We start from the raw sequence: 19,842 nt of genomic DNA on the forward strand, positions 1-19,842 counted from the left end.
AACCTGACAGATTTTTGAGGGGCTTCATGCGGTTTGCGGCGGCGTTGACGGCAGGTGCTGCACTTATTGCCGCAATCCTTTCTCCGGGAACGGCTCTTGCGGCCGAAGCGCACGAACTGCCGGGTGCCGCCATGTCGCTGTGGTGGGTGCTGCCGTTTGCCGGGCTCTTGCTTTGCATCGCGACCGGGCCGTTGCTCTTCCATCATGCCTGGGAGCACCATTACGGCAAGATTGCCGCGTTCTGGGCAGCATTGGTGATCGGGCCGCTGGCAATCGCCTTCGGCATCCCGTCGGCGACGCAGGCGGTGCTGCACGCGCTGCTCACCGAGTACATGTCGTTCATCATCCTGCTGTTTGCGCTGTTCACCATTTCGGGCGGCATCTTCGTTGCCGGCAACATCCATGGCACCCCGCTGGTCAATGCCGGGCTGTTGCTGGGCGGCGCAGTGCTTGCTTCGGTCATCGGCACAACCGGCGCCTCGATGATCCTGATCCGGCCGCTCATCCGCGCCAACGACAACCGGCGCTTCAACGCCCATGTCGTCATTTTCTTCATTTTCCTGGTGTCCAACATCGGCGGGTCTCTGACGCCGCTCGGCGATCCGCCGCTGTTCGTCGGCTTCCTGCGCGGCGTGGATTTCTTCTGGACGACCGTTCACCTGCTGCCGGAGACGCTGTTCGTCGCCGGCGTGGTGCTGGCCGTTTTCCTGGCGATCGACATCATCCTGCATCACCGCGAGGAAGGTGCGCCGAAGATCAAGGATCCGACGCCTGACGCCAAGGTGCGCATTCGCGGCCTGGCCAACATACCGCTGCTGGCAGGGGTGATCGCTGCGATCCTGATTTCTGCTGCCTGGAAGCCGGGAGTGAGCTTCTCTTTTCAGGGCGTCAGCCTCGAGCTGCAGAACCTGGTGCGCGACGCCGCCATCATGATACTGGCCTTCACTTCGCTTGTCGTCTCGCCGAAGGAGTTTCGCGGTGCAAACGCCTTCAGCTGGGGGCCGATCGCCGAGGTGGCGAAGCTGTTCGCCAGCATCTTCATCTGCATCGTGCCGGTGGTCGCCATATTGCGGGCCGGCCTCGACGGCGCGCTGGCGCCGTTGGTGCTGCTGGTCAGCTCGCCGACCGGCGCGCCTGACAATCTCGCCTATTTCTGGCTGACCGGGGCGCTGTCGTCCTTCCTCGACAATGCGCCGACCTATCTGGTGTTCTTCGAACTCGCCGGCGGCGACCCGCAGCATCTGATGACCGAGCTCGCCTCGACGCTGGCGGCGATCTCGGCCGGCGCGGTGTTCATGGGTGCCAACACCTATATCGGCAATGCACCGAATTTCATGGTCTATGCCATCGCCAGGCATCGCGGCATCAAGATGCCGAGCTTCTTTGGCTACATGGTATGGTCGGGTGCCGTGCTGATCCCGACTTTCCTGCTCGCCGGCTTCCTGTTCTTTCGCTGATCAGCCAACGCCGACATAGCGACGGACGGCCGAGGGATCGGCACGCAGTTCCTCGACGTCGACCGTCTCGCGGTTGCGGCCGTTTTCAATGAAGCAAATACGGTCGGCGACCGACAGCACGGCATCGACGCGCTGCTCGACGAGGATTGTCGACACGCCAAGCGCGCGCAGCTTCGACACGGTTTCGCGGATCTTGGCGATCATCGACGGCATCAGCCCTTCTGTCGGCTCGTCGAGCAGCAGCACCCGCGGCTCCAGACACAACGCCCGCGCCATGGCCAGCATCTGCTGCTCGCCGCCGGACAGCGTGCCGGAACGCTGCCTGAGACGCTGGCGCAGCAGCGGGAAAAGATCGAGCACGTTTTCGCGCGTCGCCTTGCCCCTGTTGCGGGCCATCAGACCGATCTCGATGTTCTCCGCCACCGTCATCTCGGCGAATAGCCGCCGGCCCTGCGGCACATAGGCGACGCCGGCCTTGGGCACCTCATGTGCCGGCAGGCCGGTCAATTCCCGCCCTTCGAGCCTGATCGAGCCGGCGGCTGCCGGCACCAGGCCCATGATCGCCTTCAGCGTTGTCGTCTTGCCGGCGCCGTTGCGGCCGAACAGGCAAAGCACCTCGCCCTCGTTCAGCACCAGATCCAGGCCATAGAGCACCTGGACCTCGCCGTAGAAGCAATCGAGCCCGGAAACGGTCAGTGCCTTGGACTGGACCTCAGCCATGCGTGGTCCCCAGATAAGCGTCCTGCACCGCGGCATTGGCGCGGATCTGTTCGGGCGTACCTTCGGCCAGAATCCTGCCGGCGTTGAAGACGGTGATGCGGTCGGCGAGTTGCATGACCACCGGCATGTTGTGCTCGATCAAAAGCACTGTGGCGCTATCGGCGATCTCGCGCACCAGCTCGATGAAATTGTCGATCTCGCTGTCGGCCAGCCCTTGCGTCGGTTCGTCGAGGATCAGCAGGCGTGGCTTCAGCGCCAGCCCCATCGCCACTTCCAGCAGGCGCTGGTGACCGTAGGACAATTGCCCGGCCGGCATTTGAGCGCGATCAGCAAGGCCGGTACGCTCGAGAGCCGCCATGACGCCGCTGTGAACCGCGCCCTTCGAACGGCCATCGGTCAGCGTGCGCTGCACCGGCAGGGCGACATTGTCGTAGGCGCTGAGATTGGCAAAGACGCTGGTGATCTGGAAAGTGTAGGCGACGCCCAGGCGAACCCTGGCGTAGGCCGGCAGATTGGTGATGTCCGCGCCGTCGAAGACGATCATGCCCGACGAGGGCTGGATACGGCCGCTGACCAGGCTGACGAAGGTGGACTTGCCGGCACCGTTGGGGCCGATGACAGCGCGGACCTCGCCCGGCATCAGCGCGAAGTCGACGCCGTCGACGGCACGCAGGCCGCCGAAACTGCGGGACAGGCCTTTGGTGGTCAGCAGCGGCATCATGGCAGCCACCCCAGCCAGCGCTGGCGGATGCTGCCGAGGATGCCCTTGGGGAAGAATAGCACCAGCAGGATGAGCGCGATGCCGACGATCAGCAGATAGGCGGAGGTGTAGCCGCTGGCGACGTCGATGACATAATACATGAACAGCGTGCCGATCAGCGGCCCGAGCGTGGTAGCGGCGGCGCCCAGCAGCACCCAGAGCAGCGGCAGGATGGAATACTGCACGGAAGCGAAGCTCGAGCCGACATAGCCGAACAGCAGCGCATAGGCGGCACCCGAAGCCGCGCAGATGGTGCCGGAGACGACGACGGCGGCGAGCTTGTTGGAGAACGTGTTGTAGCCGAGCATTTTTGTCCGCTCCTCGTTCTCGCGGATGGCGACCAGCACACGACCGTAGCTGGAGCGGACTATAGCCAGGCTTATGAGCAGCACGATCGAGAACAGCGCCAGCGCGCTCATGTAGCGCACGGTCGGGTTGGTGAGGTCGAACGACGCGCCGCCGAGGACAAGGACACGCATCGGCTGCGGCACGACCATGCCCTGGTCGCCGCCGGTCCAGGCGGCGAAATAGAGGATGACGAGGTAGAATACCTGCGCGAACATCATGGTGACGATCATGAAGGCGACGCCGGAGGTGCGCAGTGCCAGGAGCCCGATCACCAGCGCAAGCAGCGCGCCGCAGGCAAGCCCGGTTGCGAAGGCCGCCGGCACGCTCCAGCCGAGATGGATGATGGCAAGGCCGGCGCCATAGAGCCCGGCTGAAAAGAACATGGCGTGGCCGAGGCTGAGCAGCCCGACATAGCCGAACAGCAAGTTATAGCCCATGGCGAAGACCGCCAGCACCATGATACGGGCGAGCAGCCCGTGATGGTATTCCGGCAGGACAAAGCTAAGTGCGAAAAGCAGGGCGATGACGCCGAGATGCAGTGCATAGGGCTTTGCCGGCGAAGCATCCTTCATCGCGATGCCGTCCCGAACAGGCCCTGCGGCCGGAACACCAGCACCATGGCGACCAGCAAGGTGGCGATGATCTTGGCCAGCGTCGGCGAGAAGAACACCGAGATGATGCCGTCGGAAAGGCCGATCAGCACCGCCGCGACCACCGTGCCGCGCAACGAGCCGAGGCCGCCGATGATGACGACGATGAACGAGAGCAGCAGCGGGTCTTGTCCCATCAGATAATGCGCCTGGCTGATCGGCACGATCAACACCGCGGCGATAGAAGCCAGCAAGGCGCCGAGCGCGAAGACGCAGGCATAGACGCGATCGACCGGAATGCCGAAGGCCTGCGCCGTCTCGCTGTCATACTGGGTGGCGCGCATAACAAGGCCGATTTTCGTGCGCGTCAGCACCAGCCAGGTTGCGATCAGCAGCAGCGCAGACGCTGCGATGATCGACAGCTTGTAGCCGGAATAGCCGAACCACGGCAGAAGAATGCGGTAGCTGAAGGGCGGCTCCACCGGCCGCGCCTCCGGACCATAGAAGGTCAGCGCCAATTGCTGGATGATGTAGAGCATGCCGATGGTGGCGACGATGGTGGCTTCCGGATTGTAGTTCAGCCGGCGCAGCACCAGCCGTTCGGCGACCAGTGCGATCAGGCCGACGATCAGCGGCGCCAGCACCAGGGCGACCAGGAAGCCGAGCGCCGGATGGCCCGATATCGCCGTAGAGATCGCCCAGGCAAGCACGGCGCCCAACATGAAGAATTCGCCATGCGCGACATTGACGACGCGCATGACACCGAACACCAGCGACAGGCCGAGCGCCGTCAGCGCCAGCACGGCGGAGGTGACGAGGCCTTCGAGGGCGGCGAGGAGAAGGTGGGGTCCGAAGTGCATTCAGTGCGCCCTTGCCCTCCCCCTTGTGGGGAGGGTGACCGCGAAGCGGTCGGGTGAGGGTGAGAAGAATAGGGCACGGACTGTCACGACCCCACCCCGTCTCACAAACTTCGCGAACGCGAAGCTTGTGTGCCGACCCTCCCCACGAGGGAGAGGGTAAGGCGGCTCACAGCGCCTGCGTCGTGTAATTCCCTTCCGGCTCGTAGAGGCCGTCCTCGATCTTGGTCTTGTGGATGACGTTCAGCCGGCCGCCTTCGACCTTGGAGATGTTCTGGATACCAAAACACTGGTGGATCTTGCCGTTGAAGGTTTTCGGCCCCTGCGGGTGCTCCGGTCCCTCGGCGAACTCGGTCAACGCCTCGGTCGCCTCGACCAGCTTGGCGCGGTCTTCCGGGCCCTTGTAGCCGGCGTCTTCCATCGCCTTCTTGACCACGTAGAGCGTTTCCCAGCAGCCGAACATGTGCGCGGCGGTGGAGACGTCCTTGGGATCGCCGACGGCGGCACCATTGTCGTCGATGCCGACGGCGGCGCGGTAAGCCTTCTGCGCGGCGGAATCATCAGGCTGCGCATAGCGCGGCGAGCCTTCCCAGAAATGGCTGCCGTCAAGGAATTCAAGACCGGGGCTGTTGATGTCGGTGGCTTCGAGCGAATCGATGAAGCCGAACAATTGCGGCCGGTTGGAGCCGTAGAACTCGCCGAGCTCCTTGACGAACGTCAGCACCGCCGGGCCGACCATGACGTGGTAGATCACCTCGGTCTCGGCCGGGATCTGCGGGAAATATTTGGTGAAGGAGGATTCCGTCGGCGGGATGGCGATCTGGGCGATGACCTCGGCGCCTTGCGCCTTCAACGCCGGCGGCAGGTAATCGCGATGGTCGTAGCCGAAGGCGAAATCGGGGAAGATCTGCGTCACCTTCTTGCCGGCATTGGCCGCAATCCACGGCGCCATCGACTGAATCTGACTCTTCACGTCGGTGATGCCGGGCTGGAAGACGTAGCGGTTCAATTTGGTCGAGGCAACGTGGTGGCCTTCACTAACAACGAAATAGGGCATCTTGGCCTCACCGGCAGCCGGCGCCGAGCCGATGACGACATGCGAAAACAAGGTGCCGTAGACGATGTCGGTCTTGTGCTGGGAGGCGAACTTGCCGACCACTTCGGCACCACGGCCGGGGTCGGTGCCGTCATCCTCGATGATGACCTCGACCGGCCGCCCGTTGATGCCGCCGGCATCGTTGATCGCCTTGATCGCCGCGGCCGTGGTCTTCTCGTACCAACGGCCATAGGCGGCGCCAATGCCGGTGCGGTGCGACTGGAAGCCGATCTTTATCGGCGCCGAGCTCTGCGCCTGGCTGTAGCGAACGAAGCCCGGCGCGACCGCAAGACCGGCGCCGGCGGCCAACCCCTTCAGCGCCGTGCGGCGGGTAAGAGTGGATTTGGAGAGATCGAAAAACCCATTCTTGTCAGTCACGGCAGTTCCCCTTGTTTTTGAGCTTTGACCAATGGCTGTAACGAGGCGGGCCACTCTTGGGAGAGGGCCGAAATTGCATGTGTACAAACTAAATCACCAAAGCCCTGACGTGGCAAGCGAGCTTTCCCCGAGGTTCAATCAGGGGCATCAAGCTAGCCTCATTCATCCGGCGGTCGGCGTGGCAAGCAGCCACAGGCCGAAGACGGTGTAGGCGATCATCAGCAGGGTGAGCGGAAACTGGCTGAGCGCGGCGCGGGCGGGAATGGGGTGCAGCCGCCAGGCCAAGCCATGGGCGACAAGCACTGCAAGCATGTGGCCGGCTATGATGACGGCGGCCTGGAGATTCCACAGCCACCATGCCGAGCCGGCGCCCGCGACGACGCCGGCTTCGATCGGCATGTCGGCGGTGCCAAACAGGTTCCAGCCCAGCGCAAACGGGTCGGAGAGGGCTGCAACGGCATATTGGCCGTCGACCAGCAGCGCCGTCAGATAATGCGCCAAGTGATAGGCGAGCGCGATCGGCACGATCGACCAGACCAAAAGCCCGGCAGCGTGGCCGAGGGAATGCTTGCTGCCGGCCAGATGCTGGCCAAGAAAGACGGCAAGCGCGAACGCGGCCGCAAGCACGACAAAGGTCAGCACGAGGCCGAAACTGCCGCTGCCGATCAAGGCCGTCCGTCCAGGAAACTCCAGCGGATTGATGCCGAACCAGCCTAGCCAGAAGAAGGTTTTCGACAGGCCGTCGAACGACACCGACGACAGAGCCAGCAGCAGGAAAGCGATACCGCTGAGCGGCAGCGGCGCGGCACCGAGCAGCTTGGCGCCCGGCCAGCAGAGTTTCGTCCTGCCGCCTTCGCCGCGTTCGACGACGGCGAAGCGCGCAACCATCGAAAAGAACACGGTCAGGAATTCGCCGCGCCGGCTCCAGTCGCGGTAGCCGAAGACCAGCATGGCGACGAAGCTTAGCAGCCAATAGAGGCCCGCCGCCCAGGCCAGCCGTGCCGGGTCGTCGGGCGCCGGATCGATCAGCTCGAACCAGGCGAAGGCGAAGAACAGCACGAAAGCCGGCCAATAGCCGAGCCACGGGGACAGCCGCTGTGGCTCCTTCCTGCCGAACAGGTGCGAAACGACGCGGCACGGCCCGTACCAGGGATTGAGCCATGACCAGAGGTCGCCAAACAACCCCTGCAGCAGAGCCAGCCCAACCCAGAGCAGCGTCCAGACAGTCGGCGGCAGCGGATTGGAGAGCGGGTCGCGGCTGCCGAACATGCCGGCCGCAATAAGAATTGCAAAGCCGGCAAAGGATATCCGGCTGACGATTGTCCGCGCGCCGTCCCCGAAGGTGAAAAGCGGCAGGCGTTTGCGCCAAAAGCGGTCGAGGGAGTCCGGCGGGAGTAGAGCCAGGACAATGAAGCTGGCGGCAACGGCGAGCGCGCCGCCGGCGACGTAGTAGCCGGTGGGAAGGAGCAGTACGTGGCCGCGGTCGGAGGCATGGGCGAAGGCGGGAGTGGGCAAGAATGCAAAGGCAACAATGACGAGAGCTAAACTGTAACGACGGCGCTCTACGGCGCCCCCCTCTGTCCTGCCGATCTCCCCCCAAGTGGGGGAGATGTCCGGCAGGACAGAGGGGGGCGCGAAGGAACTCGTATTATGCAAAGAGTTCCCCACCCCTCACACCTTCACCAGCTGCTCCACGCGATCCTTTTGGCCAAATATGCGCAGGTAACGCTCGATCTCTTTCTCGTCGCCTGTCGACTTGGCCGGATTGTCGGAGAGCTTGACCGCCGGCCTGCCGTTGGCTTCGGTGACCTTGCAGACCAGCGAGATGGCGTCGAGCCGGTTGGTTTCGGTCGGCGCGCAGCCCTCGAAATCATTGGTCAGGTTGGTGCCCCAGCCGAAGGACATGCGCACCTTGCCGCGGAAGTGACGGTAGGTCTCTTCGATGGTCTCGACCTCGAGCCCGTCGGAGAAGATGAGCAGCTTCTGCTTGGGGTCCTTGCCCTTTTCGCGCCACCAGGAAATGATCTTTTCGCCGCCCTCAATCGGCGGCGCGCTGTCGGGGCGGAAGCCGGTCCAGTCGGCGACCCAGTCCGGCGCATCGCGCAGGAACGCCGCGGTGCCGAAGGTGTCCGGCAGCACGATCAGAAGGTTGCCGCCGTAGTAGCGCTGCCAGTCCTGCAGCACCTTATAGGGCGACTGTTTCAATTCCTTTTCCGAATTGGTGAGCGCGGCGAACACCATCGGCAGTTCATGCGCGTTGGTGCCGAGCGCTTCGAGGTCGTTGTCCATGGCGAGCAACACATTGGAGGTGCCGGTGAAGGCCTCACCGATGCCTTCCTTCAACGCTTCGACGCACCAGCGCTGCCACAGGAAAGAATGACGGCGGCGGGTGCCGAAATCCGAGATGCGGATGCCGGGCAGCGCCTTCAGCCGCTCGGTCTTGGCCCACATCTTGGCCTTGGCGCGGGCATAGAGCACGTCGAGCGCGAAGGGCCCGAACGCGCGCATGGCGGCGCGCGAGCGCAGTTCGTTGATGATGGCGAGCGCCGGGATCTCCCACAGCGTCGTATACATCCACGGACCGCTGAAGGTGAGCTCGTATTGGCCGTCGCGCTTGGAAAGCTCGTATTCGGGCAGCCGGAAATTTTCCAGCCAGGCGAGGAATTCCGGCTCGAAGATCTGCTTGCGGCCATAGAAGGTGTTGCCGCCGAGCCAGATCATCTCTTTCTTGCTGAAGCGCAGCGTACGGGCATGGTCGAGTTGCTCGCGCAGCTCTGCCTCGTCGATCTCCTCGGCAAGGCGGACCGAAGTGGTCCGGTTGATCAGCGAGAAGGTGGTGTCGACCTTAGGATACATGCCCCAGATCATCTGCAGCATCAGAAGCTTGTAAAAATCGGTGTCGAGCAAGCTGCGGACGATCGGGTCGAGCTTCCAGGTGTGGTTGTAGACGCGCCGCGCTATATCGGTCCTAGCCATGTCTGAATGCCGCCTTCGCTGCTCTGCGGAATGCCTCTTAGCATTGAATTTTTGAAAGCGCCTCCCGCTTTGCGGGCTGGCCCGACAAAAAGAAGCCCCTGCGGCAAGCGGCGTCTATGGCAGTGTCGACCTCAGGATACGGTCTTGGCGCCGACCACCTTGAGCGCCGGACGCTTGCGGCGAGTGCCGATGCGGCCCGCCACCGGCGCATCGGCCCGGCGGTCGGCCTGCTCTTTTTCGGCAAAAAGCCAGTCGATGAACAATTGCACGATCGGCGCCGATCTCATCTCGTTGCGGCAGACGACGTAGAAATCGTCCACTGCTGGCACGGAAAGGCTGAATGGCGCGACAAGCAGACCCCTGGCGAGCAGTCCGCTTGCGGTCACCGTATCGCCGAGCGCCACGCCATGACCGTGAACCGCGGCCTCGGTCGCCATGCGCGCATCGCCGAGATGATGGCGGCGGCTGCGCTCGAGGTCCAGCGCGTCGGCGGCGGCCAGCCAGGTGTGCCATTCGCGGCCGTCGTCGCCATGCAGGAAGACGTGATCGGCGAGGTCGCGGACGGTGCGGATCGGACGGTTGTTGATCAGTGTCGGGCTGACCACCGGGAACAGTTCGAGGCCCGACCATTTGCGCATCCAGCAGTCGGTCCAGCTGCCGTCACCATAATGCACGCAGATATCGATATGCGGGGCGCGGATGTCCTTGGCGTCGTTGGAGGGGATCAGCGTCAGCCTGATATCCGGGTATTGCGAGGTGAAGCTGCCCAGCCGCGGGATCATCCACAGCAACAGCAGCGCCGGCACGCAGGATACCGACAGCGCGCCGGTGCTGGCCGGCCTCGTCATGCGCTGGGTGGCGGCGGCGATGCCGTCGAAGGCGGTCGACACCGCCGGCAGCAATTCGGCGCCGTGCGGCGTGAGCTTCACCCGCTGGCCGGCGCGCTCGAACAGCTTGACGCCCAACGATTGCTCGAGCGCCTTGATCTGATGGCTGATGGCGCCGTGGGTGACGTTCAACTCGGCCGCGGCCTTGGTTAGCGAGGCGTGGCGTGCCGTCGCCTCGAAGGCACGCAGCGGATTTAAGGGGGGCAGACGCTTGGCCATGCGCACTCAGGGCTTATGTGAGATTTTCTCACAGGAAACACACTAACAATATCAATTGATTTTTCAATGCAGCTACAAGACACTTTACCCAAGCATTGCATCGAGACAGCCAACGGCCGGACCGGATGACGGCTACGAAGGTCGTTGTCGGCGCGCTGCACCAGCCATGGAGGACCGACATGGGTTATGATCGCAGCAAGCTCGAAGCGTTGCGCCGCAAATATGGCGAGAGCCATGGCGGCGAAATGTTCGACCCGAAATTCCAGCGTGTCGCCGATAAGATCTTCTCCAAGACCGGCACGCGGCTGGCGCCCTATTCCGGCATCCCGACCTTCCTCGCAGCGCCCTACCGTGAGATCGCCGCCGACAATCCGGATTTCGGCGATCTGCAGGTGGCGATGATCGGCGTGCCGATGGATCTCGGTGTCACCAACCGGCCGGGCGCCCGCTTCGGGCCAAGGGCATTGCGCGCCATCGAGCGCATCGGCCCCTATAACCATGTGCTGGAATGCGCGCCGACGCATGAGCTTAAGGTGGCCGACATCGGTGACGTGCCCTTCCAGAGCCGCTACCGGCTGGAGACCAGCCATGACGACATCGAACGCCGCACCAACCAGATCGTCGACGCCGGCGTCCTTCCACTTTCGGTCGGCGGCGACCATTCGATCAGCCACCCGATCCTGAAGGCGGTCGGCAAAAAGGCGCCTGTCGGCATGATCCATATCGACGCCCATTGCGACACCAGCGGCCTGTTCGACATGACCAAGTTCCACCATGGCGGCCCGTTCCGCAACGCGGTGCTGGACGGCGTGCTCGATCCGAGCCGCACCATCCAGATCGGCATTCGCGGCTCGGCCGAGTATCTGTGGGAGTTCACCTATGAGTCCGGCATGACCGTGGTGCATGCCGAAGAGGTGACCGGCCTCGGCATCCCCGCCATCATCGAGAAGGCGCGCAGAATTGTCGGCGACGGCCCGACCTATGTCTCCTTCGACATCGACAGCGTCGATCCGGCCTTCGCGCCGGGTACCGGCACACCGGAAGTCGGCGGGCTGACGACGCGCGAAGTGCTCGAGCTGCTGCGCGGCCTGAAGGGCCTCAACATCGTCGGTGGCGACGTCGTCGAGGTGGCACCGCAATATGATGCGACCACCAACACGGCGCATGCCGGCGCGCAGGTGCTGTTCGAGATCCTCAGCCTGATGGTCTTCAGCCCGGCAATCACCGGCAAGGCTGCCTGATGCGCTCGACCATGATCCCGAAAAGTGGGAACCGGTTTTCGGAAAAGATCATGGTCCAGTAGAGAATCCCAAAGGCGACCGCCGCGCTGGAGCCGGCGGTTGCGCTCAACAAACAAGCTTCCAGCAGGGGAACGACAATGACATTTCATATGACGCTCAAATCAACCATCGCCGCCGTGCTGATGCTCGGCGCGGCCGGCGTTTTCACCCAGGCCGCCAATGCCGACGCCGTCGACGACATCACCAAGGCAGGCGCGATCAATGTCGGCATCTTTTCCGACTTCCCGCCCTTCTCCTCGGCCAGCGCCGACATGAGCATCAAGGGCTACGACATCGACGTGGCGCAATTCATCGCCGACCAGCTCAAGGTCAAGCTCAACCTGGTCAGCGTGACCGGCCAGAACCGTATCCCGTATCTTACCGACAAGCGCGTCGACCTGCTGATGAGCGTCGGCTACTCCAAGGAACGTGAGCAGGTGATCGATTTCGCCGCCGCCTACGCACCCTACTACATCGCCGTCATCGGCCCGGCAGCACTTGCTGTCAAAGGCAAGGAAGACCTCGCCGACAAGTCGATCGCCGTCAATCGCGGCACGCTGGAGGACACGTCGCTGACCGAGGCAGCACCCGCCTCGGCCGACATCCGCCGCTTCGACAACTACAATTCCGTCATCCAGGCGTTCATCTCGGGCCAGACCCAGCTGATGGTGGTCGGCAACGATGTCGGCGCCCAGGTGCTCGCCCGTCAGGAGGCGCTGAAGCCGGAGCAGAAATTCCAGCTTCTCACCTCGCCCTCGCATATCGGCCTCAACAAGAAGGAAGACCGCCTCAAGCAAGCGGTCAACGATGCGGTTGCCAAGATGCTGGCCGACGGCAAGCTGGACGAAAGCTCGAAGGCCTGGCTGAAGACGCCGCTCGATCCCGCCAATCTCAAGGATTGATGGCCGGTGAACTATAGCCTCGACTTCGGCTGGCTTGCCGGGGCGACAGGGGCGATCGCGCGCGGCGCGGCCACGACGATCCTGTTGATCGCCGTGACCACGCTGGCGGGAACATTGCTCAGCATCCTCGGCGCGGCAGGGCGGCGGAACGGTCCGCTGCTGCTCAAGCGGGCGATCGGTGTCTATGTCGAGGTGATCCGCAACACGCCGTTTCTGGTGCAGCTGTTCTTCATCTTCTTCGGGCTGCCCAGCATCGGCGTGAGGCTCGATCCGGTGCTGGCCGCCATGCTGGCGATGACGCTCAACATGGCGGCCTACACGATCGAGATCGTCGGCGCCGGGCTCGACGCGGTACCGCCCGGGCAGACGGAAGCGGCTCTCGCCCTCGGGCTCAGGCCGCGCCAGGTCTTCATCAAGATCGTGCTGCCGCAGGCGCTCAAGGTGATCTATCCGGCGCTGACCAGCCAGATCGTCATCATGATGCTGGAATCCGCCGTGGTGTCGCAGATCGCGGTGCGCGAGCTAACCTACGAGGCCGACATGCTGCAGGCGCGCACGTTTCGGGCTTTCGAGACCTATTTCGTGGTGACGGTGGTCTATCTCGTCTTGTCGATGGGGTTGCGCCGGCTGCTGGTCAGCGGCGGGCGCCGGGTTCTCGGAGCCGGCGTGTCATGATCGAATTCACGTTCTGGGATATTCTGCGCAACCTGCTGCTCGCGGCGCGCTGGACGGTGCTCTTGTCGTTGGCTGCCTTTGTCGGCGGCGCCGTAGTCGGCATGATCGTGCTGTTCTTCCGTATCGCCAAGAACAAATGGGCCCGGCGGTTTGCCTCGGGCTATATCGCGCTTTTCCAGGGCACGCCGTTGCTGATGCAGCTCTTCCTGATGTTCTTCGGCCTGCCGATGCTGGGCTTGCGCATCGAGCCGTGGACCGCGGCGGTGCTTGGCCTGACCTTCTTCGCCAGCGCCTATCTGGCCGAGATCTGGCGCAGCGGCGTCGATGCGCTGCCACGCGGCCAATGGGACGCCGGCGCCAGCCTCGGCCTGCATTATCTGCAGGAGCTCAGGCTAATCATCCTGCCGCAGGCGTTTTCGATCACCCGTGCGCCGACGGTCGGCTTCCTGGTGCAGCTGATCAAGTCGACCGCGCTGACCTCGATCATCGGTTTCGAGGAGCTGGTGAGGACATCCAACGCGATCAACAATGCGACCTTCGAACCGTTCAAAGTCTATGGGCTGGTGGCGCTGATCTTCTTCGTCATGTGCTTTCCGCTGACGCAATATGCACGTTCGCTCGAACAGCGGGCGGCGGCCCGCTGAGCGGGACGCCATCGATTTCAACGCCCGAATACCAATGGCGGCGCGATATGGTCGCGCCGCAGCCAGCGCCCCAGCAACAGCGCCGCCACCACCGCCAGTCCCGACGACAGGCCGATCCAGATGCCGACGCCATTGAAGCCGAAACGGAACGCGAGCAGCACGCCGAGCGGCAGGCCGATGCCCCAATAGCCGATCGCGGCATAGATCATCGGCACCTTGGTGTCGTGCAGGCCGCGCAGCATGCCGGTGGCGACCGCCTGCGCGCCGTCGAAAACCTGGAACAGCGCGGCAAAGGCGAGGAATGACACGGCAAGCGCGATCACCCTGGCATTGGCCGGATTGCCGAGATCGATGAAGGCGCCGATCAGGAGATGCGGCCACAGGATCATCACCAGCCCCATCAACGCCATGAAGGAGACGCCGATGACAAAGGCGGTCCAGCCGGCACGGGAAACACCTTCCGGATTGCCGGCGCCATGGGCAAGGCCGACGCGCACCGTCACCGCCTGGTTGAGGCCGAGCGGCACCATGAAGGTGACCGAGGCGATCTGGATGGCGATCGCGTGGGCGGCAAGCGAGGCCGCGTCGATCAGGCCCATGAGAAAGGCCGCAGCGTTGAAGATCGTCACCTCGAAGGCGAGAATGCCGGCGATCGGCAGGCCGAGCCGCAACAGGCCCTTGAAGCGCGGCCAGTCGGCGCGCCAGAAGCGCCCGAACAGGCGATAGCGGTGAAACTTCGGCTCAAGCATCACCACCGCCGCCATGCCGGCGAACATCAGCGTGCTGGACAGCGTGGTGGCGAGGCCGGAGCCGGCGATGCCCATCGACGGGATGCCGAGATTGCCGAACATGAACAACCAGTTGAACAAGGCATTGCAGGCGACGGCAACGAAGACGATGATCAGCGCCCAGCCCGGCCGCTCCAGCGCCGAAATGAACGAGCGCAGGACGATGTAGCCGTAGAAGGGCAGCACCGCCCATTCAAGCCAACGCAGATAGATGCCGGCCTGATGCGCCAGCGCCGGCTCCTGACCCATGGCCAGCAACACGGCCTCGCCGTGCCAGAGAAAGACCCAGATCGGAGGGCAGATGAGGATCGCCAGCCACAGGCCTTGGCGCACGGTACGGCGCAGGTCGCGCACCGAGTGGCGGCGGCGGCCAAGCTCGGTCGCCATCATCGGCGAGGTCGCCAGCATCAGGCCGAGCCCGAAGATCAGCGGCATGAAATAGAGGTTGGCGCCAAGCGCGCCGCTGGCCAGCGTGTCCGGTCCGAGCCGCCCCATCATCATGACATCGGTGGCGGTCATCGCGGTCTGGCCGAGATTGGTCAGCACCATCGGCCAGGCGAGCGCCAGCATCGCCCTGATTTCCCGACGCCAGAGGTTTTCCGGCGCGTGAGCGCCGGCTTCGATCGCAGACATTTTTTCCGCCTATCCGATTGCGGCACGTCGGCAAGAGCCGGAAGCCGCGTCTCAGCGCGGAAACGGCCATGATCGGCCAGATCCCGCATTTACGGTGGGTTTGTCTATGAAATGGGCACCGGTGGCAAGAGGCTGACTTGCGGAAGGGTTAAGCCAGGCAGCTCAATGCAGGCTATTGGAGAGGCCACGGAAGCCGCTATGGTCACGGCGGATCCATTTTAAAGGCACCCCTGATGAGCGCGTTTCCCGAAATCTACCTGGTTCGGCATGGCGAGACGGAATGGAGTGCGGCCGGAAAACATACCGGCCGGACCGACATACCGCTGACGCCGTCCGGCGAGGACGCGGCAAGGCGGGTCGCCGATCGGCTCAAGGACCCGTCTTTCTCGGCCGTGTGGTCGAGCCCTTCGCAGCGCGCCTTCAACACCTGTGCGCTTGCAGGCTTCGGCTCGCCAGGCGTGAAAAAGGACGATCTGGCGGAATGGGATTACGGTGCTTATGAGGGACTGACCACGAAGCAAATCCTCGTCGAGCGTCCCGGCTGGCGGCTTTTTCGCGACGGCTGCCCGGGCGGCGAGTCAGCCGCCGATGTCGGCTCGAGGGCGGACCGGATCGTCAGCCAGTTGCGCGAGGCCGACGGCAATGTCCTGCTGTTTTCAAGCTCGCATTTCCTGAGGGTGCTGGCCGCACGCTGGCTCGGCCTGCCGCCGCAAGACGGCGCGCTTTTCGTGCTGGATACCGCCAGCATAAGCGTGCTCGGCTATGAGCGCGATCTTGACGAGCCGGTTGTCCGGCGCTGGAACCAGAGATAGCGGCCGATCCCGATCTATCTGATCGCGTCCAGCGCCTGCCTTTGCCTGTGCATTTCGAGAAACACGCGGTAGTCGCGGTCGAACCGGCCGGCGGCAGCCGGATTGGGCTCTCGTGTCTTGCCGCCTTGCTGCATGGCCACGCAGGCGGCGTTCAAATCGGGGAAAAGCCTGGCGGCGGTGGCGGCAATCATGCCGGTGCCGAGCAGCACCGCCTCGTCCGCCAGCGGCTCGACCACCGTGCAGCCGGTGGCGTCGGCATAAAGCTCCATCAAAAGGGGGTTCTTGGTATGGCCGCCGGTGACATGCAGCGTGTCGATCAGATAGCCGTTCTCGTTCAGCGCCTCCAGCACATGGCGCAGGCCAAGCGCGATGCTGACGGCGGTGCGCCAATAGAGCTTGCACAGGCTGTCAAAAGAGGAATCCAGCGTCAGCCCGCTGATGACGCCGACGGCATGCGGGTCGGCGAGCGGCGAGCGGTTGCCGTGGAAATCGGGCAGTACATGCAGCCTTGCGGCGAGATTGTCGCCATCGGCGGCGCGCAGCTCGGCGACGCGGCGGGCGATCCTGGCATGCATGGCGGCATCCGGCTCGCCGCCGGCGCCATGCCAGCGGATGATGTGATCGAGCAGCGCGCCGGTGGCCGACTGGCCGCCTTCCGACAGCCACAGGCCGGGAAGGGCGGCGCCATAATAAGGACCCCAGACACCGGCGAAAGGCTGCGGATCGGTCGACATCGCCATGACGCAACTCGACGTACCGGCAATCAGGGCGAGATGGCGGCCGATGTTCGTCGCGTCACCGGCGAAACCGCCGAGCACGCCGAGCGCGCCGGCATAGGCATCGATGACGCCGGCGCCGACCCGGCATTTTTCGGTGAGGCCAAGCTCCGCCGCGGCTTGTGCGCCGAGCGGACCGATATCGGCACCGACCGGGCTTCCCTTTTCCGGCAGATTGCCGTGCTCAAAGATATCGCCGAGCCCCACGGCTTCGAAGAAGTCGCGCCGCCAGCCGGTGTTTTCGTGCGCCAGATAGGTCCATTTGGCTGTCAGCGTGCATTGCGAGCGGGCGAGCGAACCTGTCGCCTTCCATGTCAGAAAGTCGGTGAGGTCGAATAGATAGCCGGCTTCGTTCCATGTTCCGGGCAGGTTGCGCTTCAGCCACATCAGCTTCGGCGTCTCCATTTCCGGCGACATGACGCCGCCGATATAGCCGAGCACGGCATGACCGCTTTGGGTGCATTCATCGGCCTCGGCAATGGCGCGATGGTCGAGCCAGACGATGGTGTCCCAGCGCCTTTCGCCTGACACCGACACGCTGAGCTGGCCGCCATGCCGGTCCCGCACCACCAGCGAGCAGGTCGCGTCAAAGGAGATGCCGACGATATCCTGCGCCTTCACGCCCGCCTTTTCACGGGCAGCGCGCACGGCAATGCACACCGCCGACCAGATATCCTGTGAATCGTGCTCGGCGTGATCGGCCTTCGGCTGCTTCATGGCGATCGGGTGCTCGGCGCGGCCGAGCAAGGCACCACCGGTGTCGAGAATACCCGCACGGGCGCTCCCGGTGCCGACATCGACCGCGCAAACGAAACTGTTGGTCAAGGTGTTCTTGCTCTCGCTCCCAGGCCTGCAATCAGATCGGGCAATTGCAACATGTCAGCGAATATAAAGTCCGGCTCACTCGACGCAAGCCGCGCTTTCAGTGCCGGGTTGCCGGTGTGCGAGCCGCCGGTGAAGGCAAGGACGCGCATGCCTGCCGCCCGTGCGGCCGCGATGCCGGCCGGGCTGTCCTCGACGACGAGGCAGTTTTGCGGGGCCGCTCCCATTTTAGCGGCTGCATGGAGAAACAGGTCGGGCGCCGGTTTGCCCCGCGCCACCATGGCGGCGCTGAACAGATACGGCTCCAGCAGTCCAAGCAAGCCGGTAACCTCGAGCGCATAGCGGATGCGCTCCAGCGTGCCGGAGGAGGCGACGCAGCATGGCACGCCGAGCCTGGGCAGGACCAGCGCGACGCCGGGCATCGGTTTCAGCTCTTCGCGGAATCTGCGCATCAGTTCGGCGCGCATCTCGGTCAGATGCTGGTCGGTGATCTCAAGCCCGAAGTCGCTTCCGAGGATTTCACGGACGCTCTTCATGCTCTTGCCGAGGAAATGCTCATAGGCAGCATCCTCGCTGACGGTGCCGCCGGCGAGCGTGATCATCTCCAGCAATGCCGAGACGGAGAGCATCTCGCTGTCCACCAGCACGCCGTCACAGTCGAAAATGACCAGTTCAGGCGTCATCACGCTGGATCGGCTTCAGAGTTCGCCGGCGAGATAGCGCGTCAGTGTCGCGCGCGCACCGTCCGCCCACAGCGATTTGAGCGCATGGGCAAACGCTTCGGCGAACGGCGCCGAGCGGCCGACTTCGCCATAGATGTCTTCCATGGCAAGCCAGGCGGCAGGCATGCCCCTGGCCGCCTTGGCCGTCGCCTGCAACCGGTCCCAGTTCGGGTCGTTGGGCTCGGTGACGGCACCGGAATCCGTTGTGCCGAAGCAGTAGCGGCACCAGAGCGCCGATTCCAGCGCCAGGCCGGTGACGCTCTTGCCGGCCTTCAGCCGGTCGGCGATGGTCGGAATGATGAATTTCGGCTGGCGGTTGGAGCCGTCGAGGCAAAGCCGGCGTATGGTGTCGCCGATCTTCGGGTTGGAGAATCGGTGCTCGATGAGCTGATAATAGTCCTCCAGCACGGTGTCCGGCACCGGCGGCACCGTCGGGATGATCTCGTCATGCTCGAGCTTGTCGAGAAAGCCGCGCACCAGCGGCTCCTGCATCGCCTCATGGACGAAATGGATGTCCATCAGCCCGGCCGGATAGGCGATGGTCGCATGGCCGCCATTGAGGATGCGGATCTTCATCAGCTCATAGGGCGCGACATCGCTGACGAACTGCACGCCGACTTGTTCCAGCGGCGGCCTTCCGTCGGTGAAACGGTCCTCCAGCACCCATTGCTTGAACGGCTCGCAAAACACCGGCCAATTGTCATCGAGGCCGAACTCGCCGGAGAGAATGCCGCGCTCGCGGTCGGTGGTGGCCGGCGTGATGCGGTCGACCATGCCATTGGGAAAGGCGACGTTTTCGCTCACCCAGTTTGCCAGATCCTCGTCGATCAGCCGCGCAAGACCAATGATGCCATCGGAGGTGACGTGGCCGTTATGGGGGATGTTATCGCAGGACATGACGGTGAAAGGCACGATACCGTCGTCGCGGCGGCGCATCAGCCCGGCGAGGATAAGGCCGAACACGGTCTTCGGCATCGCCCCCGGTTGCGCATCGTCAACGATGTCGGGATGCGTCGGGTTGAACAGGCCGGAAGCCGGATCGATGAAATAGCCACCCTCGGTAATGGTCAGGGAAACGATCTTGATCGCCGGATCGGCTAGCCGCTCGATGATCGCCTTTGCATCGCCCGGCATCAGGAAGTCGATCATGGCGCCGGTGACGCGCGCGCTCATATGGCCGCTGTCCTGCTCGACCACCGTGGTCAGCCAGTCCTGCTCCTGCAACTTGTCGCGGCCGACCTTCTCGCCCTCGAACACCCCGGCGCCAACAATTGCCCAGTCATGGCCGACACCCGAATTGAACAGGTCGTCGAGATAGACGGCCTGGTGCGACCGATGGAAATTGCCGACGCCGAAATGCACGATGCCGGCCTTGAGCGCGGCGCGATCGTAGTTTGGGCCGGCGACTTTGGGAGGCAGGTTTGCGAGGATTGAGGACGAGAGTTTCACGGTCATCTGTTTTATCCTTTGGCGGGACGGCTCTTCTCCCCGTGGAGGAGA

18 protein-coding genes are annotated in these 19,842 nt (G+C 63.9%); 6 read left to right on the plus strand and 12 right to left on the minus strand.

Annotation, left to right across the window (positions count from 1 at the left end):
• The first annotated feature begins 26 nt into the window (after window positions 1–26).
• Window positions 27–1,457 carry a sodium:proton antiporter gene (locus NKI85_RS16145; RefSeq protein ID WP_352525862.1) on the plus strand — a complete coding sequence of 477 codons (1,431 nt, stop codon included), beginning with the start codon at window positions 27–29 and terminating at the stop codon, window positions 1,455–1,457.
• Here the strand turns inward: NKI85_RS16145 and NKI85_RS16150 are convergent, their stop codons facing one another.
• From NKI85_RS16150 to gcvA, 8 genes are all read right to left on the minus strand, one after another.
• The gene (locus NKI85_RS16150) at window positions 1,458–2,177 is read right to left on the minus strand and encodes an ABC transporter ATP-binding protein (RefSeq protein WP_352776961.1); all 720 of its coding nucleotides are present in this window, start codon (window positions 2,175–2,177) and stop codon (window positions 1,458–1,460) included.
• The gene (locus NKI85_RS16155) at window positions 2,170–2,898 is read right to left on the minus strand and encodes an ABC transporter ATP-binding protein (RefSeq protein ID WP_352525858.1); all 729 of its coding nucleotides are present in this window, start codon (window positions 2,896–2,898) and stop codon (window positions 2,170–2,172) included. The genes NKI85_RS16150 and NKI85_RS16155 overlap by 8 nt, the downstream gene beginning before the upstream one ends.
• A complete protein-coding gene (locus NKI85_RS16160) occupies window positions 2,895–3,857 on the minus strand; it encodes a branched-chain amino acid ABC transporter permease (RefSeq protein WP_352776962.1) in 963 nt (320 codons plus the stop codon). The genes NKI85_RS16155 and NKI85_RS16160 overlap by 4 nt, the downstream gene beginning before the upstream one ends.
• Window positions 3,854–4,735, minus strand: a complete 882-nt coding sequence (locus NKI85_RS16165; RefSeq protein ID WP_352525855.1) for a branched-chain amino acid ABC transporter permease — start codon at window positions 4,733–4,735, stop codon at window positions 3,854–3,856. Before NKI85_RS16165 ends, NKI85_RS16160 begins: the two co-directional genes overlap by 4 nt.
• 166 nt (window positions 4,736–4,901) lie before the next feature.
• Entirely contained in the window at window positions 4,902–6,206 is a 1,305-nt protein-coding gene (locus NKI85_RS16170; protein ID WP_352525853.1) for an ABC transporter substrate-binding protein, read from the minus strand.
• A gap of 162 nt (window positions 6,207–6,368) precedes the next feature.
• Window positions 6,369–7,796 carry a hypothetical protein gene (locus NKI85_RS16175; protein ID WP_502896040.1) on the minus strand — a complete coding sequence of 476 codons (1,428 nt, stop codon included), beginning with the start codon at window positions 7,794–7,796 and terminating at the stop codon, window positions 6,369–6,371.
• An 81-nt stretch (window positions 7,797–7,877) separates the two neighbouring features.
• The gene (gene pncB, locus NKI85_RS16180) at window positions 7,878–9,182 is read right to left on the minus strand and encodes a nicotinate phosphoribosyltransferase (RefSeq protein ID WP_352525851.1); all 1,305 of its coding nucleotides are present in this window, start codon (window positions 9,180–9,182) and stop codon (window positions 7,878–7,880) included.
• Between the two features lie 131 nt (window positions 9,183–9,313).
• A complete protein-coding gene (gene gcvA, locus NKI85_RS16185; protein WP_352525849.1) occupies window positions 9,314–10,288 on the minus strand; it encodes a transcriptional regulator GcvA in 975 nt (324 codons plus the stop codon).
• A 179-nt stretch (window positions 10,289–10,467) separates the two neighbouring features.
• Here gcvA and speB point away from each other — a divergent pair, with 179 nt between their 5' ends.
• From speB to NKI85_RS16205, 4 genes are all read left to right on the plus strand, one after another.
• Window positions 10,468–11,529 carry an agmatinase gene (gene speB / locus NKI85_RS16190; RefSeq protein ID WP_352525965.1) on the plus strand — a complete coding sequence of 354 codons (1,062 nt, stop codon included), beginning with the start codon at window positions 10,468–10,470 and terminating at the stop codon, window positions 11,527–11,529.
• Window positions 11,530–11,666: 137 nt separating this feature from the next.
• On the plus strand, window positions 11,667–12,470 hold the full coding sequence (locus tag NKI85_RS16195; protein ID WP_352525847.1) for a transporter substrate-binding domain-containing protein: 804 nt from the start codon (window positions 11,667–11,669) through the stop codon (window positions 12,468–12,470).
• Between the two features lie 6 nt (window positions 12,471–12,476).
• Window positions 12,477–13,145 (plus strand): amino acid ABC transporter permease, encoded by a 669-nt coding sequence (locus tag NKI85_RS16200; RefSeq protein WP_352525845.1) that lies wholly within the window; start codon window positions 12,477–12,479, stop codon window positions 13,143–13,145.
• Window positions 13,142–13,789, plus strand: coding sequence for an amino acid ABC transporter permease (locus NKI85_RS16205; protein WP_352525843.1), 648 nt, complete (start codon window positions 13,142–13,144; stop codon window positions 13,787–13,789). Before NKI85_RS16200 ends, NKI85_RS16205 begins: the two co-directional genes overlap by 4 nt.
• A gap of 17 nt (window positions 13,790–13,806) precedes the next feature.
• Here NKI85_RS16205 and NKI85_RS16210 read toward each other — a convergent pair whose 3' ends face one another.
• A complete protein-coding gene (locus NKI85_RS16210; protein ID WP_352776963.1) occupies window positions 13,807–15,210 on the minus strand; it encodes an MATE family efflux transporter in 1,404 nt (467 codons plus the stop codon).
• A 230-nt stretch (window positions 15,211–15,440) separates the two neighbouring features.
• On the opposite strand from NKI85_RS16210, the gene NKI85_RS16215 reads away from it, so the two are divergent.
• Window positions 15,441–16,022: a histidine phosphatase family protein gene (locus tag NKI85_RS16215; protein ID WP_352525963.1), complete on the plus strand. Its 582-nt coding sequence runs from the start codon at window positions 15,441–15,443 to the stop codon at window positions 16,020–16,022.
• 14 nt (window positions 16,023–16,036) lie between these two features.
• Here the strand turns inward: NKI85_RS16215 and NKI85_RS16220 are convergent, their stop codons facing one another.
• From NKI85_RS16220 to NKI85_RS16230, 3 genes are read right to left on the minus strand one after another with little or no spacing between them, the layout of a single operon-like run.
• Window positions 16,037–17,623, minus strand: coding sequence for an FGGY-family carbohydrate kinase (locus NKI85_RS16220; protein WP_352525839.1), 1,587 nt, complete (start codon window positions 17,621–17,623; stop codon window positions 16,037–16,039).
• Window positions 17,620–18,303, minus strand: a complete 684-nt coding sequence (locus NKI85_RS16225; RefSeq protein ID WP_352525837.1) for an HAD family hydrolase — start codon at window positions 18,301–18,303, stop codon at window positions 17,620–17,622. The genes NKI85_RS16220 and NKI85_RS16225 overlap by 4 nt, the downstream gene beginning before the upstream one ends.
• Before the next feature lie 15 nt (window positions 18,304–18,318).
• The gene (locus NKI85_RS16230) at window positions 18,319–19,797 is read right to left on the minus strand and encodes a mannitol dehydrogenase family protein (RefSeq protein WP_352525835.1); all 1,479 of its coding nucleotides are present in this window, start codon (window positions 19,795–19,797) and stop codon (window positions 18,319–18,321) included.
• Window positions 19,798–19,842: the final 45 nt, after the last annotated feature.

It is taken from the genome of Mesorhizobium sp. M0571 (genome assembly GCF_040320985.1).
GTDB lineage: Bacteria > Pseudomonadota > Alphaproteobacteria > Rhizobiales > Rhizobiaceae > Mesorhizobium.